The organism is Ornithinimicrobium cerasi (assembly GCF_003702705.1).
GTDB lineage: Bacteria > Actinomycetota > Actinomycetes > Actinomycetales > Dermatophilaceae > Ornithinicoccus > Ornithinicoccus cerasi.
In genome coordinates this window covers 94,491-109,814 of the sequence record NZ_QZMN01000006.1, presented here as the reverse complement: position 1 = coordinate 109,814, position 15,324 = coordinate 94,491, and the positions used below count along the sequence as shown (strand labels likewise).

Genomic DNA, 15,324 nt, shown 5'->3' with positions numbered 1-15,324 from the left:
GACCCGTGCCCGTGAGGAGGCCGCCGACGGCCCTGCCCTCCGGACGGGTCAGCGCTGGTTGAACCGCCCCGCCGCCCGCCGCCCGAGAGTCGTCAGGGTGCGCACGGCTGACGACGCTCCCGCCGAGAGCTGCCGGGCGGCCTCCCGACCCGGCACCGGGACCGAGGTGGGCGTGTCGGCGGTGCCGGCGAACGGCATACCTGCGGGGGAGGAGGGCAGGAGACGGTTCATGATCCCCATGAGGTGCACCGTCAGGGTCGGCGAGAGCCCGTGGAAGCGCGTCGCGAGGTGCGTCATCAGCGAGAGCTGCACGACCGGCTTGCCCTCGAGCACGCCGTCGACCATGTGCCGGGCCGCGCGCTCGGCGTCCATCGACAGCAGCGGCAGCGACGCCGCCGTGCCGAACCACGCGAACTCGGCCCCGTGGTCGCCGGTGAACAGCGCACCCTCGTGCGAGCCGGTCCGCATCAGGCCGGGGACGAGCGCGGTGGCGGTGACACCGGTGCCGGCGAGCTCCGCGGCGAGCCCCTCGGTGAAGCCGACGGCCCCGAACTTCGCCGCGACGTAGGGCAGCAGGTGCGGCGCGGCCACCTTGCCACCGATCGAGGTGACGACGCCGATGCGCCCGTGCCCGCGCGCCCGCATCCCCGGCAGCACCGCCCAGGCCAGCTGCACCGGCCCGGTGAGCATGGTGCCGATGGCGTCGTCGAAGTGGTCGAGGGTCATCGTCTCGGCCGGGCCGACCTGGATGATCCCGGCGACGTGGACGAGCACCTCGACCGGCCCCATCTCCTCCTCGACCCGGCGGACCAGGTCGAACACGTCGTCGCGGTCCTGGACGTCGCAGCGGTATGCCGTGGCGCCCACCTCGCGCGCGGCCTCCTGCGCGGTCTCGAGGGTGCGGCCGCAGAGGGCGACGCGGTAGCCGCGCGAGATCAGCTCGCGGACGATGATCAGGCCCAGGCCCCGGGAGCCCCCGGCGACGAGCGCCACGGGCTGGGTCGACGTGCTCGGTGAGGTGCTCATGGTCGAACGGTAGGGGGCGGTGGGCGCCGGCGCCCGACGGGGGGTCCGGAAAAACATGTGACAAAGTTTGGACAAAGATGAATCCAACCTTGCATCCACGCCCGTAGTGTCAGGTGAGGGCGGAACCGGTCCGCCCCCGGAACAAGGAGCACATCATGCGTAGGACCACCACCATCGCCCTGCTCGCCGGCGTAGCGACCACCGCCTTCGCGGCCGCCCCCGCCCTCGCCGACAGCCACGAGTCGACCGTCTCGGTGCTGCACGGCGTGCCCGGGCTCACCGTCGACGTGTACGTGAACGGCGAGGAGCTCATCCCCGACTTCGCGCCCGGCACCCTGACCGACCCGATGATGCTGGCCGCCGGCACGTACGACATCGCCGTCTACGAGGACGGCGTGACCCCCGAGGACGGCGACCCGGCCATCTCCGCCGAGGGCCTCGAGGTCCCGGGCGGCGCCAACCTCACCCTCGCCGCGCACCTCGACGAGGCCGGCGCGCCGATGCTGTCCGCCTTCGTCAACGACGTGTCGCAGACCGCCGCCGGCGAGGCCCGGATCACCGTCCGCCACGCCGCTGCGGCCCCGGCCGTCGACGTCCGCGCCGGTGGCACCCCGGTCATCGAGGGCCTGACCAACCCGAACGAGGAGGTCCTCGACCTCCCGGCCGGCACGGTCTCGGCCGACGTGGTGCTGGCGGGCACCGAGGACGTCGTCCTCGGCCCGGCCGACCTGGACCTCGCCGAGGGCACGAACACCATCGTCTACGCGTGGGGCTCCGCGGAGGCCGGCAACCTGGACCTCGCGGTCCAGACCATCGACGGCCTGCACAGCTCGCCCGAGGGCGTGCCGTCCGGCCAGGGTGGCCTCGTGGACACCAACGCGCTGCTCGTCCTCGCGCTCGCCGGTGTCGCCGGAGCCGCCATCGCCGGTCGCTACGTCGTCCGGTCCGAGCGGGTCTGACCCGTGGCGCCCCGCACCGCCCCCCGGCGACCCCGTCAGGTCAGCGTCGTCGCGATCGCCGTGACGCTGCTCTGCCTGGTCCTCGCCGGCTGGGCGGTGCGCGGGCTCCTGCAGGACCCGGTGCCGCAGACCGCGGACTTCGGATCCTCGACCGTCGATCTCGACGTCGCCGGCCCGGCGTCGGAGGAGGAAGAGGCTCCTTCCCCGGTGGCGGAGAGCTCCACCGCCACCAGCTCTCCGCCGTCGGGGCCCACCCCTGCCCCGGCGGCGGGGAGCACCACCCCCGGGCCGGGCCGGTCCTCGGCCGCGCTGCCCCCGGCGCAGGAGCAGGCCGCGCCCGTCCGTCTCTCCGTCCCGTCCCTCGACCTCGTGGTCGAGATCGACGGTGTGGGGGTTGCGTCGGACGGGCAGATGGAGATCCCGGAGGAGCCGGACCGGGCGGGCTGGTACCGCTACGGTCCGGCCCCCGGGAGTGACGCGGGCTCGGTCGTCGTGGCCGGGCACGTGGACACCACCACCGGCCCCGGGGCCTTCCTCGACCTCACCCGGGTCGAGGAGGGTGCGGAGGTCGTCGTCGAGCTCGACGACGGGACGAGCACGACATACCGGGTGGTCGGCGGCGAGCAGGTGGCCAAGTCCGACCTGGCCGTCGACGAGATCTTCCGCCGGGACGGCGACCCCGTGCTGCGCATGGTCACCTGCAGCGGCGACTGGTCGCCGCGCACCGGCAGCTACACCGACAACCTGGTCATCTCGGCGGTGCCTGAGCAATGACCATCGCGCCTCCTCTTAGAGTGGCCCGCATGACCGAGGGCGACCAGGCCGACGCGGCCTCGAGGGAGGCGCAGGACACGACCGCCCACGACGCGCTGATCCGTGACGCGTGGATGGCGGGTGCGCCGGACGCGCTCGAACGGGCCTACGCCCGGTGGAGCCCGCTGGTGCACGGCCTGGCCCGCCGCGCCGTCGGCCCCGTCGAGGCCGACGACGTCACCCAGCAGGTGTTCCTGTCGGCCTGGCGCGCGAGGGGCACCTACGACCCCCGCCACGGGCCGCTCGGCGCCTGGCTGGTCGGCATCACCCGCCGCGCCGTGGCCGACTCGCTGCGCCAGCGCCACCGCAGCGCGGAGGTGCCCAGCACCCTGGAGGAGGACGGGTCGGAGGAGGCCTGGCTGGACGTCGACCGTGACGACCTGCTCGCCGTCTACGAGGAGCTGGAGCGGATCGGCGACCCGCCGCGCCAGATCCTGCTCCTCGCGTACGTCCACGACAAGACCCAGAAGGAGATCGCCGAGCTGCTCCAGCTGCCGCTCGGCACCGTCAAGACCCACACGACCCGGACGCTCGCCCGGCTCCGTACGCTCATGGGAGGTGCTCGATGAACGACCAGCTCAGGACCACCGTCCGTCCCGGCGACCCCGAGGACGACTCCCGTGCGACGACCCTGCTGCGCCGCGCCGGCGTGGTCGAGCAGTCTCCCCCTCCGCACGTGTGGACGGCGATCGTGGCCGGGTTGCGCGCGACGGGCGCGGCCGCAGGCCCGGACCCCGCAGGTATGCCGCAGCTCACCGACGACCTCGCGCGTCACCGACGGCGTCGCGCCGGGCGGACCGGCCGCGGGCTCGCGCTGCCGATCCTCGCCGCGGCCGCGGTGGGTGCTCTCGTGACGTGGACGGGCTTCGAGCTGCTGGGCGGGGCCGACGACGGCCGGGCCGGGCAGGTGCTGGCGAGCGGCCAGCTGGCCCCGCTCCTGGAGGAGCAGCCGGCCGGCAGCGCCCAGGTGGTGCAGGTCGACGGCCACCAGCGCCTGCGCGTCGAGCTCGACGCGGCTCCGCAGCCGGGTGAGGGCTACCTCGAGGTCTGGCTGCTCAAGCCCGACGCCAGCGGGATGATCACCCTCGGCGTCCTCGACGGGGACACCGGCGAGTACCTCCTGCCCGCCGGGCTGGAGCTGGCGGAGTTCCCCGTGGTCGACATCTCCCGGGAGCACATGGACGGCGACCCCGCCCACGGGGGCGACAGCCTCGTCCGTGGCGAGGTCGGGTGACCCTGCTCCCCGACCGTGACGGCGTCTTCCGCGAGCGCCGGACGGTCCGGGTCGCCGCCCCCGTCGATGTCACCTGGTCGTGCATCGCCGACCTGGGCGGCGCCCCCGGGTGGTACGCCGCGAACCACCTCTGGGCCGTGCGCGGCCGGGTGGACCGGCTCCTGGGCGGACCGGGCCTGCGTGGCCGGCCGGACCGCGCGCTGCGCACCGGGGACCCCGTGGACGGGTGGCGCGTGCACGACATACATCTCGGGCGGAGCCTGACCCTGCGCTCGGAGCAGCGCATGCCCGGGCGGGCCTTCCTGACGCACGAGGCCGTGGCTGCCCCGGACGGCGCGTCCTCCCTGCTGGAGCAGCGGCTCGAGTGGCACCCCGACGGGTGGCGCGGGCGGCTGCTGTGGTGGCTCGAGCTACCGGCGCACGTGCTCGTCATGCGGGCCATGGTCCGGGGGATGGGGGTCGCGGCGGAGCGCCGGGGCGCCAGGCCCGACCTCGCTAGCCTCCTGTCATGAGCACCCTGCGCCGCGACCAGCTGATCGTGACCCTCGCCGCCGTGCTGTGGATCGGCGGCACCCTGGTCGGCACCGGCCTCGTCGGCGGGTCGGGCGGGGTCGAGGAGCAGGGCGAGGGGTTGTTCTCGGACAGCACCACCCTCATCGCGCCGCACGGGCCGGCGTTCTCGATCTGGTCGGTCATCTACCTGTTCCTCGCCGGCTACGTCGTCTGGCAGTGGCTGCCCGACGGCGCCCGCTCGGATCGCGCGCGGCTCACCCGGCTGCCCGCCGCCGCCTCGCTCGCGCTCAACGGGCTGTGGCTGCTCGTCGTCTTCGCCGGCTGGATCCTGGTCTCGGTGCTCGTCATCCTCGGGATCGCCCTCTCGCTCGGTCTCGTCCTGCGCCGCACGGCCGGGATGCCGGACGAGGGGCTGGCGCCGCGGGTGCTCGTCTCCGGGACGTTCGGCCTCTACCTCGGCTGGGTGTGCGTGGCGACCTGCGCCAACATCGCGTCCTGGCTCGTCGGGCTCGGCGTCCCCACCGACGGGCGCGTGCCGACCCTGGTGACGCTGGCCGTCCTCGCCGTCGTCGTCGCGCTGGCCTGGTACCTGCTCGGGCGCACCCCCGACCGCGTCTTCCGCGGCGCGTTCACCGCCGCCGTGACGTGGGGGGTGGCCTGGGTGTCGGTGGGCCGGTTCGTCGGCGACCTGCGCAGCGACACCGTCGGGTATGCCGCCGCGCTCGCCGCCGTCTGCGTGGCAGTCCTCGGCGTCCTGGCCCTGGTGCGTCGCGGTCGGGCCGTCCCGGCAGGGGCGTGAGGGCGCGCTACCAGCCGCGGGTGCCGGGGGGTCCCTTGAAGGGACCGGTGACCCGCGAGGTGATCCAGCCGCCGTAGAAGCCGCCCTCCTGGGGCCGCACCCGCTCACCGTCGACGAAGCAGCCGTCCTCGGGGCAGGTCGCGCGGTCGACCAGCCCCGGCATCAGCGCGACGTGCCCCAGGAGGCGGTGGTAGCGCGGCGACGGCGACTCGTAGCTCCACGCCGCCCGGGGGCGGCGGACCCTGCCGACGACGAGGTCCCAGTAGGTCGCGGTGCCCTTGAACTCGCACCACGTGGTGTGCGCGTCCTGCGCCGCCCGCAGGACCCCGTCGGCGAAGGCGGCCCGGGGGAGGTAGTAGGTCGGCGGGTGCGAGGTCTCCAGGACGCGCAGGGCCTGGGTGCTGCGCGCCACCTCGACGCCGCCGAAGACGACGACCACCTGCTCCGTGCCGGACCCGTCGACGGCCGGGGGTCGGGGGTAGTCCCACACCGACTCCGTCACCGCCTGCCCCTCGTCCTGGGTCATCGTCCCGTCCTTCCTCTCGCTGTCCCGACCTGCCGGATCAGCCCCCCGCGGCTAGCGTGAGGGGACGGTCCGCGCCTGCCGGCGCGACGGTATACCTCTGCAGAAGGAGCTCCTCGATGACCCACCACGAGCACCACGACACCAGCCCCTCCGACCCGGTGCGCGTCAGCGACGACCCGGCGGACGTCGAGAAGGTCCACGCGCTGATCTCCGGCATGGACATCGCCATGCTGACCACCGTCGACGCGGACTCGCCCGAGGGTCGGCTCACCAGCCGCCCGCTCTCGACCCAGCTCGCCGAGGAGGACGGCGACGTGCTGTTCCTGGTGCGCGCCAGCAGCGCGGTCGCGGCCGACGTGCGGGCCGACCCGCGCGTGAACGTGGCGTACTCGTCGATGAAGGCGTGGGTCTCCCTCGCCGGGACCGCGACCCTGATCGAGGACCGGGCGCTCGTGAAGCAGCTGTGGTCCAAGGGCGCCGACATGTTCATGGACGGCGGCCCGGAGAACCCCGACAACGTCGTGCTGAAGATCTCGGGGGACACGGCCCACTACTGGGGTGGCGAGTCGCTGATCGGGACGGCCGTCAGCACCGTGAAGGCGATCACCGGTCGCAAGGGTGGGGACGACGAGGGCGGGTCGTCCACGGTGGTCGAGCTGCCCTGAGGGACGGCGGCCTCCCCGAGGGGGGTGGCGCACGACGACGCGCCCGAGCCTCAGCCCTGCGGCTGAGGAGCGGGCGCGTCGTCGGCCGGTCACTGCACGCAGGCGAACTGGCCGTCGACCGTCCACGGGTAGATGAAGATGCTGTCCCCACCGGCGCGGTGGTCGGCCAGCACCACGGACAGGGGGAGCGTCTCGGGCAGCGAGGGGACGATCGAGGGGTCGCGCGGCGCCACGTCCAGCGCGAGGGCCAGCGAGACGGGCAGGCCGTTCTTGGCGACCTCGCCCATCAGACCGGCGCCCTGGAGGGTGGCGATGCCGGCCTGCATGCAGCCGGTGTCGGGGCGGCTGTGGCCTTTCGCGGCGGCGGGCACGGCGGCGGTGGCGGTCAGCGCCAGGGCGGCCAGGACGATGGCGGTCTTCTTCATGGGAGTCCTCCTCGACTCAGGGGCGGTCCCGGTCCACCGTCGGACCGGATAGCGGTAGCATGCACCTGTTGCATAACCTTTGTCAAAGGTTTGTCACAAGAAAGTTTGTCGAGGTGTGACCGACGGAGGGACAGGGCAGAGTGGGCACCGTGAACCTCGTCTCCGAGCTGCGCGCGTTCCTGCGCGCCTCCCTCGTCACGAAGGTGCCGCGCACCCGGCGCGACCCCGCCCACGTCATGCGGCGGCGGCGCGTCGTCTCGGCGGTCACCCTCGTCGCCGGCGCGGCGCTGCTGTGGTGGTCGCTCAGCCTCGAGCCCGGTGACCCCCGCTTCTACCTCGGCTCCGCCGCGCTCGCCCTCACGTGGACGGTCGGGGCGCTCCTCGCCGGCCCGCTCTACCTGGGGCGCGCGCACACCCGGTCGGGCACGTCATACGCCCGTCCGGTGGTGCAGTCCCTGGCGCTGGGCGGCCTGCTCCTGGGGATCTTCCTCGCCGGCGCGCTCGTCGTGGCGCAGGTCCCGCCGCTGCGGGCGCCGGTGGACGACCTCCTGGACCACGCGCGGTTCGGCTCCCTCGCGCTGGTGCTCGTGCTCACCGTCGTCAACGGGATCGCGGAGGAGATCTTCTTCCGCGGGGCGCTGTACGCCGCGATCCCCGAGCGCTGGACCGTCGCCGCGACGACGGTCCTCTACGCGCTCACCACCGTCGGTTCCGGCGTGCCCCTCCTGGTGCTGGCAGCCGTCTGCATCGGTCTCGTCTGCGGGCTGCAGCGGCGCGTCACCGGCGGCGTCCTCGGGCCGGCCATCACGCACATCACCTGGTCCACCGGCATGCTCCTCATCCTCCCGCCCCTCCTGACCGCACTGAGGTGAATCTCCCATGAACCCACGCACCGCCCTCGTCACCGGAGCCTCCGGATACATCGGTGGCCTGCTCGTCCCACGACTCCTCCAGGAGGGGTATGACGTGCGCGTCCTGACCCGCTCCGGCTCCCTCGACGCCCCGTGGGTGGGGCAGGTCGACGTCCACCAGGGCGACGCCACCCGGGAGGAGGACCTGCGGTCGGCGCTGCGCGGCGTCGACGTGGCCTACTACCTCATCCACTCGATGGACGGCTCCGGCGACTTCGTGCGCCGGGACCGTGACCTCGCCGAGGGCTTCGGCCGGGCGGCCCGGCAGGAGGACGTCGGGCGGATCGTCTACCTCTCCGGCCTGCACCCCCCGGGGGAGAAGCTGTCGACGCACCTCGCCTCGCGGGTCGAGGTCGGGGACCTGCTCATGGCCTCCGGCGTGCCCACCGCGGTGCTGCAGGCGGCCACCGTCATCGGGCGGGGTTCGGCGAGCTTCGAGATGCTGCGCTACCTCACGTCCCGGCTGCCGGCGATGGTCGCGCCCAAGTGGCTGCGCAACCGGATCCAGCCGGTGGGGATCGACGACGTGCTGCACTGGCTCACCGCCGCGGCGCGGCTCCCGGAGGACGTCAACCGGACCTTCGACATCGGCGGTCCCGACGTGCTGACGTACGAGGAGATGATGCAGGGGTTCGCCGAGGAGACGGGACAGCGGCGCCGGATCATCCTCACCCTCCCGGTGATGACGCCGTGGCTGGCGAGCCACTGGGTAGGGCTGGTGACCCCGGTCGACGCCGCGGTCGCCAAGCCGCTCGTCGGGTCGCTGGTGCACGAGGTGGTCTGCCGGGAGCAGGATCTCGAGCAGCTGGTGGGGGCGCCGGAGGGCGGGGTGACGCCGTACCGCGAGTCCGTGCGCCGCGCGATGGAGGGCGTGGAGGCTGACCCGCAGCACGCGACCCAGATCGCCGGGGCGCTCGTCGGCGCGGTGGTCGGGGCGGTCGTGGCCGCCGGGGTCGGCGCCCTCGTGCGGGGCGCCCGGCGCTGACGACCCCGCGCCCGGCGCGCTGCCACCACCGTCTGCCGCGCGCCTGCTCCCACTTACGCCGCGCGCGCCCGCTCCCACCAGGCCATCGCCCGCAGCACCCCCGCGTCGTCGAACGGTCGACCCACCACCTGCACGCCGACCGGCCGTCCGTCCGGCATCGCGCCCGCCGCGACGGTGCCGGCAGGCTGCCCGGTCATGTTCCACGGCATCGTGAAGTTGATGTGCCACATGCCCCGTCCCTCGTCGGGATAGGGCATGGGCAGGTGGGCGGGGGGAGCCGCGCACGGGGCGACCGGGGAGAGCAGCAGGTCGGGGTCTCCCGCCCGGGCCCACGCCGCGACGGTGCGCGCCTGCACCTGCGCGAACGCGGCATACCCGTCCATGACGTCCGTGCCGCGCAGGCCCTCCGCCCCCCGGGCCCACTCCGCGACGTAGGGGAGCACCCGCGCCTGCGCGTCGGGGGACAGCCGCGCGAGGTCCGCGAGCGAGCGGGCGCGCCAGAACCGGTCGACCCCGTCGAGCTGCTCCTGCTCCAGCCAGGGCCCGACCTCCACGACCTCGGCACCCGCGTCGGCGAGGGCGTCCGCCACCCTGCGCACCGCGGCGACGGTCTCGGGCTCGGGGGGCATCCCGTAACCGGGTGACGTCCACAGCCCCACCCTGAGGCCGACGGGGTCCAGGGCGTCCGTGCCCCAGTCGATCTCCTGCGCCGGGAGGCTGGTCCAGTCGACCGGGTCGGGACCGGCGAGCAGGCGCATCAGCAGCGCGCAGTCGGCCGCCGAGCGGGCCATCGGGCCGGCCACCCTGCCGAGGTAGGGGGCCTGGAGCGGGATCCGGCCGGCGCTGGGCTTGAGCGTCGCCAGGCCGAGCCAGTTGCCGGGCAGCCGGATCGAGCCACCGATGTCGGTGCCGACGTGCAGCGGACCGTAGCCCGCTGCGGCGGCCGCGCCGGCCCCCGAGCTGGAGCCGCCGGTGGACCAGGACGGGTCCAGCGGGGAGAAGGTCTGGCCGTGCAGGCTGGAGTGGCCGGAGGAGAGCATCCCCCAGTCGGGCATCACGGTCGAGCCGACGACGAGCATGCCGGCCCCGAGGACCCGCCGGGTGACCGGTGCGTCCTGTGCGGGGACCACCGGGGTGACGCCTGCGCACCCCGCCGGCATCGGGACACCGGCGCGGGCGATGTTCTCCTTGAGGGTGACGGGCACCCCGTCGAGCACCGAGAGTGGCCGACCCTCGGCCCAGCGCTCGGCCGAGGCGTGCGCGGCCCGGTGCACGTCCTCCGGGTCGTCGCGGGACCAGAACGCGTTGAGGCGCGGCTCCTCGTCGTCGATCCGCCGGGCGACGGCCTCGGCGACGTCGACCGGCGAGAGCTCCCCCCTCGCGTAGGCGTCCGCGAGCACCGCCGCGCCGAGGTCAGCCAGGTCCATGGGTGGAGGGTAGTGGGCGGGGCGGGGGCGGGAGACGCGGTGGGGGCGGGCGGGACCGGAGATGCGGTGGGGGCGGGGCGGGGACCGGAGACGCAGCCGGGGCGGGCGGGGGCCAGGCGGTGTGGGGGGTGGACCGGATATCGCGGATCGTCGATCACGCCCGCCACCACCGCGCCCCGGAGCGCCTGTCGCGGGACCGTCGGCCGCGCCCACGGCCGCCCCCGAGCCCCGGTGCGCCTGCCGTGGACCGTCGGCCGCGCCCACGGCCGCCACCGAGCCCCGGTGCTCCTGTCGTGTGTGACGCGCAACGGGCACATTCGCGAATTTCTCCGTGTCGTCGCAGGACCGGAGCGATCGTGCCCGTTCGGCGGAACACGGGAGGACCTGCCCGGTGCCCGCTGTCAGGCGAGGCGGCGCAGGTGCGCGGGCGGGGCGGGCACCCGGGCCCCCGCATCGTGCGACCGCCGCCACGACTCCAGCGCCCAGCGCACGTAGCCCGGCTGGAACATCACGTCCTCCCACGTGAACCGCAGGACCGTCCACCCGAAGACCACCAGCTCGCTGTAGCGACGGACGTCCTTGCGGAAGCCTCTCCGGGTGGCATGGAACTCGAAGCTCTCGGCCTCCACGACGAGGCGCCGGCCCTCGTCCGCCAGGTCCACCATGGCGAAGAGCCCGCTCGCGGTCACCTGCACCTGCGGCTGCACCTGGAGGCCCGCGTCCAGGGCCAGGGCCCGGAGTGCTGACTCGAACGGGTTCGCCGCCATGCCGTCGGCCGCCAGGGCGACCCGGCGGGCGGCAGGCGCACCGGGACCCCGCTCCTTCGCAGCCGCGGCCCGGAGCCGGTCCACGTCCACGAGGTCACGGCGCAGCGCCGAGTCGGCCACCGCGAGCGCCTCCGTGAACGGCAGGTCACGAGCGCAGTCCAGCACCGTCCGGATGACCGTGGTGACCCCCTCGTGCACCGACTCGGGCGGCAGGTCGCGCCACCGCACCGTCGCCCGACGCCGCTGGTCGTCCGTGAGGTTGCGGTTGCGCCGGACCGTCACCTCCGGGAGCTCCGGGGCGGTGGCGACTGCGAGACCGTGGTGCAGGGCGGCGCTGCGGTGCGAGAGCGTCGCGGTCAGCTCGATCGCCACGTCGAGGTGCATGGCCAGGTCGGCGAGCCGGTAGCGCCCGCGGCGGCTGCGCACCAGGTGCCCGTCCCGGACGGCCGCGTGCAGGTCCCGGTGACGCACGCCGGCGGCACGGAGCTGCCTGATGCTCGCCCGCCCCCCGCACCGCCTGACGGCCTCGATGGGATCCACGGGCCCGAGCCTGGCTGATCCCGCTCCCTCGGGGCCGGAGTTGTCCACAGGCCGCCGCCCGCCTGGCTGTTCCCGGGAACGGGCACATTCGCTCCTCAGGCCGCGTCGTCGCAGGAGCGGGGTGATCGTGCCCGTTCTGCGTGACGGCCGACCGGGGGCACGAGGGCGGACGAGCGGGGACCGACCGGACACGCGGGGACGAGCGCGGTGCCCCCGCGCGTCCTAGGGTGGGCCGGTGATCCGCTTCGAGCACGTGACCAAGAGGTACCCGGACGGCACCGTCGCCGTCGACGACCTCTCCCTGGCGGTGCCGCGCGGGGGCATCACCGTCCTCGTGGGCCCCTCGGGCTGCGGCAAGACGACGACCCTGCGCATGGTCAACCGGATGGTCGAGCCCACCGAGGGCCGCATCACGATCGACGACGACGACATCACCGCCCGCCCCGCCGCCGAGCTGCGCCGCTCGATCGGCTACGTCATCCAGCACGCCGGCCTCTTCCCGCACCGCACCGTGCTCGCCAACGTCATGACGGTCCCGCGCCTGCTGGGCTGGGACCGCCCCCGCGCCCGCACCGCCGCGATGGAGGCCATCGAGAAGGTGGGCCTCACCGCCGACCAGGCCCGCCGCTACCCCGCCCAGCTCTCCGGCGGTCAGCAGCAGCGGGTCGGGGTGGCCCGCGCCCTCGCCAGCGGGCCCGACCTCGTGCTCATGGACGAGCCGTTCAGCGCCGTCGACCCCCTCGTCCGCGCCGACCTCCAGCAGGAGGTCCGCCGGCTCCAGCGCGACCTCGGCATCACCGTCGTCCTCGTCACCCACGACATCGACGAGGCCCTCACCCTCGGGGACTCCGTCGCGGTCATGCGCCAGGGCGGCCACCTCGCCCAGTTCGCCACGCCCGCGGACCTCCTCGCCGAGCCCGCGGACGACTTCGTGGCCAGCTTCGTCGGCAAGGACCGCGGCTACCGGGCGCTGGGGTTCGCCGACGTGCGCGTCACCCCGCGCGCCGAGCGCTCGGTCCAGGTCGGCGAGCAGGTGCGGGCGGGGTCCGGCTGGGTCCTCGTCACGGACGGCTCCGGTATGCCGCTCGGCTGGGTCGACGGGACCGGCTGGGGCGGCCCGGTGCGCGAGGACCGCCTGCACCGGCTGGGCGCGGTCGCGAGCCCGGACGACAGCGCCCGGGCGCTCCTCGACGCAGCCCTCTCCTCGCCCAGCGGCCGGGGGGTGGTGGTCGCCGACGGACGGGTGGTGGGGACGGTCACGACACAGGACGTCCTCGGTGGCCTGGATCGGCGACACAGCGTGGGCTCGGTGGGGAAGGATGCGGAGCACACGGTGGGCTCGGTGGGAGTGGTGGAGGAGAGCGGTCGCGTCGAGGGGGACGCGCCGTGATCGGCGGGGTCGCGTGGTCCACGCTCGGTGACCTCACGCTGCGGCACCTCTACCTCGCCGGCCTGCCGCTGCTGATCGGCCTCGTCCTCAGCGTGCCGCTCGGCTGGCTGGCCGCCCGGGTGCGCTGGCTGGGGCCGCCGCTGATCGCCGGCACCGGCCTCATGTACACGATCCCCTCGCTCGCCCTCTTCATCCTGCTGCCCCTCGTCCTGGGCACCCAGGTGCTCTCCGACGTCAACGTCCTGGTCGCGATGGTCATCTACACCGTCGCCCTCCTGACCCGCAGCGTCGCCGACGGCTTCGCGTCGGTGCCCGCCCCGGTCCGCCAGGCCGCCACCGCCATGGGGTATGGCGAGCTCCGCCGGGTGGGCGCCGTGGACCTCCCGCTGGCCATCCCCGTCATCGCGGCCGGGCTGCGCGTGGCGGCCGTGAGCAACGTGTCCATCGTCTCGATCGCGGCGCTCATCGGCGTCAGCCAGCTGGGCCAGCTGTTCACCGACGGGTTCAACCGCAACGCGATGGGGCCGATCCTCGTCGGCATCGTGGCGTGCGTGGCGCTCGCGGTGGCTCTCGACGCCCTGATCGTGCTCGTCGCGACGCTGCTCACGCCGTGGTCCCGCCGGAGGGTCCCGGCATGAACCAGACGGTCCTGATGACCTGGGAGTGGCTGACCGACCCCGCCAACTGGCAGGGGCGAGGCGGCATCCTCGCCCAGTCCCTGGAGCACCTGCGGCTCTCCTTCGTCGCGCTCCTCGTCGCCGCCCTCATCGCGGTCCCGACCGGGCTGTGGGTCGGTCACACCGGGAGGCTGCGCTGGGCCGCCGTCAACCTCACCGGTGCCGTGCGCGCCATACCGAGCCTGGGTGTCCTCTTCGTCGCCGTGCTCCTCCTGCTGCCGAGGCTGCGGGGTGAGCTGGCCTTCGAGCTGCCCGCCCTCATCGTGCTGGTCGCGCTCGCCGTCCCGCCGATCCTCTCCGGCACCTACGCCGGGGTCGACGCGACCGACCCCGCCGCCCGCGACGCCGCGCGCGGGGTCGGGATGACGGGTGGGCAGGTGCTGCGGCAGGTCGAGATCCCCGGCGCGCTCCCGCTGATCATGTCCGGGCTCCGCTCGGCGATGCTCCAGATCATCGGCACGGCCACGATCGCGGCGATCGTCGGGCTGGGTGGCCTGGGTCGATTCCTCATCGACGGGCAGGCCAGCCGGCAGTACGACCAGATGGCCGGCGGCGCCATCGCCGTGGCCGCGCTCGCGCTCCTGGTGGACCAGGCGCTGGCCCTGCTGCAGCGCGTCGTCGTGTCACCGGGGCTCAGTTCCGCCGCTCGCGTGCGGTAGGCTTTGTCTAGACTTTGTCTAACCCCGTTCCCGGGGACAACAGGTCGAGAGGAGCCGCGGTGAGCCGCTACACGGTCAAGCAGGTCGCCGCACTGACGGGCGTCTCGCCCGCGACCCTGCGCGCCTGGGAACGACGCTACACGGTCGTCGAGCCGGAGCGCACGGCCTCCAAGTACCGCCTCTACGACGACGCCGACGTCGCCCGTCTCAGCAGGATGGCCGAGCTCGTCGCCGGCGGGACCCCGGCCTCGCTCGCCGCGGAGGAGGTGACCCGGGACGCGCCCCTCCTCGCCGCCGCCGGCGCGCCCGGCAGCGCGGCCGTCCCGTCCGCGCAGGGGGCGCCCCCGCTCGCCCCGCTGGCCGACCGGCCCGCCGACGACCAGCTCGTCACGGCCGCGCAGTCCCTCGACCCCGTGCTCCTGGACCGCACGCTGGACCAGGCCTTCGCGGCGGGCAGCTTCGAGCAGGTCGTCGACGGGTGGCTGATGCCCGCCCTGACCCAGATCGGCGTGGCCTGGACGGAGGGCCGGCTGGACGTGGCGGGGGAGCACTTCGTCAGCGGCGCGGTGCACCGGCGGCTGGCCCACAGCTTCGAGGCGGCCGGCGGACGGGCCGGGGCGCCGGTCGTCGTCGTCGGGCTGCCGCCGGGGTCCTTCCACCAGCTCGCCGTGCTGGCGTTCGCCACCGTCCTGCGTCGGCAGGGGATGGACGTGCGCTACCTCGGGCCGGACGTGCCGACCGACAGCTGGGTGCGGACCGTCACCCAGCTGCGGCCCGACGCGGTCGTCGTCGGGGTGCCGACCACGCTCGACGTCGACTCCGCCACCGAGGTGGCCGCAGCGCTCCGCGGCACCACCTCGGTCATGCTCGGCGGGGCCGCCGCGTCCGCCGTGGACACCGTCGGCGCCTCGATCCTGGCGGGGTCGGTCGTGGACTCCGCCCGCACCCTGTCAGCCACCCTCCACGGCTCCTAGGGGCCGCCACCGTTCGACCGACGGCCCGCGGCGT

General features: G+C 74.5%; 18 protein-coding genes. 13 read left to right on the top strand and 5 right to left on the bottom strand.

The annotated features are described in order from the left end of the window. Nucleotides 1–48 precede the first annotated feature (48 nt). Nucleotides 49–1,026, bottom strand: coding sequence for an SDR family NAD(P)-dependent oxidoreductase (locus D4B81_RS08555; protein WP_122262013.1), 978 nt, complete (start codon nt 1,024–1,026; stop codon nt 49–51). Nucleotides 1,027–1,181: 155 nt separating this feature from the next. Between D4B81_RS08555 and D4B81_RS08550 the strand changes: the two genes are divergently transcribed. Genes D4B81_RS08550 through D4B81_RS08525 form a run of 6 tightly spaced genes read left to right on the top strand, consistent with a single transcriptional unit; the run spans nt 1,182 to nt 5,344 of the window. Beyond that, complete coding sequence (locus D4B81_RS08550; RefSeq protein WP_122262012.1) at nt 1,182–1,985, top strand: DUF4397 domain-containing protein; 804 nt, start codon at nt 1,182–1,184, stop codon at nt 1,983–1,985. A gap of 3 nt (nt 1,986–1,988) precedes the next feature. Beyond that, nucleotides 1,989–2,759: a class F sortase gene (locus tag D4B81_RS08545; RefSeq protein ID WP_122262011.1), complete on the top strand. Its 771-nt coding sequence runs from the start codon at nt 1,989–1,991 to the stop codon at nt 2,757–2,759. Between the two features lie 29 nt (nt 2,760–2,788). Then, the gene (locus D4B81_RS08540; protein WP_161965057.1) at nt 2,789–3,367 is read left to right on the top strand and encodes an RNA polymerase sigma factor; all 579 of its coding nucleotides are present in this window, start codon (nt 2,789–2,791) and stop codon (nt 3,365–3,367) included. Then, entirely contained in the window at nt 3,364–4,032 is a 669-nt protein-coding gene (locus D4B81_RS08535) for an anti-sigma factor (RefSeq protein WP_122262009.1), read from the top strand. Before D4B81_RS08540 ends, D4B81_RS08535 begins: the two co-directional genes overlap by 4 nt. Next, a complete protein-coding gene (locus D4B81_RS08530) occupies nt 4,029–4,544 on the top strand; it encodes a DUF2867 domain-containing protein (RefSeq protein WP_161965056.1) in 516 nt (171 codons plus the stop codon). Before D4B81_RS08535 ends, D4B81_RS08530 begins: the two co-directional genes overlap by 4 nt. Next, nucleotides 4,541–5,344, top strand: a complete 804-nt coding sequence (locus D4B81_RS08525; protein WP_122262007.1) for a TspO/MBR family protein — start codon at nt 4,541–4,543, stop codon at nt 5,342–5,344. The genes D4B81_RS08530 and D4B81_RS08525 overlap by 4 nt, the downstream gene beginning before the upstream one ends. 7 nt (nt 5,345–5,351) lie before the next feature. Here the strand turns inward: D4B81_RS08525 and D4B81_RS08520 are convergent, their stop codons facing one another. Beyond that, a complete protein-coding gene (locus D4B81_RS08520) occupies nt 5,352–5,870 on the bottom strand; it encodes a DUF427 domain-containing protein (RefSeq protein ID WP_122262006.1) in 519 nt (172 codons plus the stop codon). Between the two features lie 116 nt (nt 5,871–5,986). Between D4B81_RS08520 and D4B81_RS08515 the strand changes: the two genes are divergently transcribed. Beyond that, nucleotides 5,987–6,535 carry a pyridoxamine 5'-phosphate oxidase family protein gene (locus D4B81_RS08515; RefSeq protein WP_122262005.1) on the top strand — a complete coding sequence of 183 codons (549 nt, stop codon included), beginning with the start codon at nt 5,987–5,989 and terminating at the stop codon, nt 6,533–6,535. A gap of 89 nt (nt 6,536–6,624) precedes the next feature. On the opposite strand, the gene D4B81_RS08510 is transcribed toward D4B81_RS08515, so the two are convergent. Further along, nucleotides 6,625–6,960, bottom strand: a complete 336-nt coding sequence (locus D4B81_RS08510) for a hypothetical protein (RefSeq protein ID WP_122262004.1) — start codon at nt 6,958–6,960, stop codon at nt 6,625–6,627. Between the two features lie 149 nt (nt 6,961–7,109). Between D4B81_RS08510 and D4B81_RS08505 the strand changes: the two genes are divergently transcribed. Next, nucleotides 7,110–7,832 (top strand): CPBP family intramembrane glutamic endopeptidase, encoded by a 723-nt coding sequence (locus D4B81_RS08505; protein WP_237565905.1) that lies wholly within the window; start codon nt 7,110–7,112, stop codon nt 7,830–7,832. A 7-nt stretch (nt 7,833–7,839) separates the two neighbouring features. Further along, entirely contained in the window at nt 7,840–8,856 is a 1,017-nt protein-coding gene (locus D4B81_RS08500) for an NAD(P)H-binding protein (RefSeq protein ID WP_097189446.1), read from the top strand. A gap of 53 nt (nt 8,857–8,909) precedes the next feature. Here D4B81_RS08500 and D4B81_RS08495 read toward each other — a convergent pair whose 3' ends face one another. Together D4B81_RS08495 and D4B81_RS08490 are read right to left on the bottom strand one after the other, a co-directional pair. Beyond that, complete coding sequence (locus tag D4B81_RS08495; protein ID WP_122262003.1) at nt 8,910–10,283, bottom strand: amidase; 1,374 nt, start codon at nt 10,281–10,283, stop codon at nt 8,910–8,912. Nucleotides 10,284–10,684: 401 nt separating this feature from the next. Continuing rightward, complete coding sequence (locus tag D4B81_RS08490; RefSeq protein WP_122262002.1) at nt 10,685–11,590, bottom strand: DUF559 domain-containing protein; 906 nt, start codon at nt 11,588–11,590, stop codon at nt 10,685–10,687. A gap of 235 nt (nt 11,591–11,825) precedes the next feature. Between D4B81_RS08490 and D4B81_RS08485 the strand changes: the two genes are divergently transcribed. Genes D4B81_RS08485 through D4B81_RS08470 form a run of 4 tightly spaced genes read left to right on the top strand, consistent with a single transcriptional unit; the run spans nt 11,826 to nt 15,290 of the window. Then, complete coding sequence (locus D4B81_RS08485) at nt 11,826–12,980, top strand: ABC transporter ATP-binding protein (protein ID WP_122262001.1); 1,155 nt, start codon at nt 11,826–11,828, stop codon at nt 12,978–12,980. After that, a complete protein-coding gene (locus D4B81_RS08480; RefSeq protein WP_122262000.1) occupies nt 12,977–13,618 on the top strand; it encodes an ABC transporter permease in 642 nt (213 codons plus the stop codon). The genes D4B81_RS08485 and D4B81_RS08480 overlap by 4 nt, the downstream gene beginning before the upstream one ends. Next, nucleotides 13,615–14,316 carry an ABC transporter permease gene (locus D4B81_RS08475; protein WP_122262134.1) on the top strand — a complete coding sequence of 234 codons (702 nt, stop codon included), beginning with the start codon at nt 13,615–13,617 and terminating at the stop codon, nt 14,314–14,316. Before D4B81_RS08480 ends, D4B81_RS08475 begins: the two co-directional genes overlap by 4 nt. A 59-nt stretch (nt 14,317–14,375) precedes the next feature. After that, on the top strand, nt 14,376–15,290 hold the full coding sequence (locus D4B81_RS08470) for a MerR family transcriptional regulator (protein ID WP_161965055.1): 915 nt from the start codon (nt 14,376–14,378) through the stop codon (nt 15,288–15,290). Nucleotides 15,291–15,324 lie beyond the last annotated feature (34 nt).

Bases quoted from the DNA above. Each gene is read 5' to 3' on its own strand.
- D4B81_RS08475 (WP_122262134.1), top strand. From the start codon at position 13,615: ATGAACCAGACGGTCCTGATGACCTGGGAGTGGCTGACCGACCCCGCC.
- D4B81_RS08520 (WP_122262006.1), bottom strand. From the start codon at position 5,870: ATGACCCAGGACGAGGGGCAGGCGGTGACGGAGTCGGTGTGGGACTAC.
- D4B81_RS08535 (WP_122262009.1), top strand. From the start codon at position 3,364: ATGAACGACCAGCTCAGGACCACCGTCCGTCCCGGCGACCCCGAGGAC.
- D4B81_RS08500 (WP_097189446.1), top strand. From the start codon at position 7,840: ATGAACCCACGCACCGCCCTCGTCACCGGAGCCTCCGGATACATCGGT.
- D4B81_RS08525 (WP_122262007.1), top strand. From the start codon at position 4,541: ATGAGCACCCTGCGCCGCGACCAGCTGATCGTGACCCTCGCCGCCGTG.
- D4B81_RS08510 (WP_122262004.1), bottom strand. From the start codon at position 6,960: ATGAAGAAGACCGCCATCGTCCTGGCCGCCCTGGCGCTGACCGCCACC.
- D4B81_RS08515 (WP_122262005.1), top strand. From the start codon at position 5,987: ATGACCCACCACGAGCACCACGACACCAGCCCCTCCGACCCGGTGCGC.
- D4B81_RS08555 (WP_122262013.1), bottom strand. From the start codon at position 1,026: ATGAGCACCTCACCGAGCACGTCGACCCAGCCCGTGGCGCTCGTCGCC.
- D4B81_RS08550 (WP_122262012.1), top strand. From the start codon at position 1,182: ATGCGTAGGACCACCACCATCGCCCTGCTCGCCGGCGTAGCGACCACC.
- D4B81_RS08540 (WP_161965057.1), top strand. From the start codon at position 2,789: ATGACCGAGGGCGACCAGGCCGACGCGGCCTCGAGGGAGGCGCAGGAC.
- D4B81_RS08495 (WP_122262003.1), bottom strand. From the start codon at position 10,283: ATGGACCTGGCTGACCTCGGCGCGGCGGTGCTCGCGGACGCCTACGCG.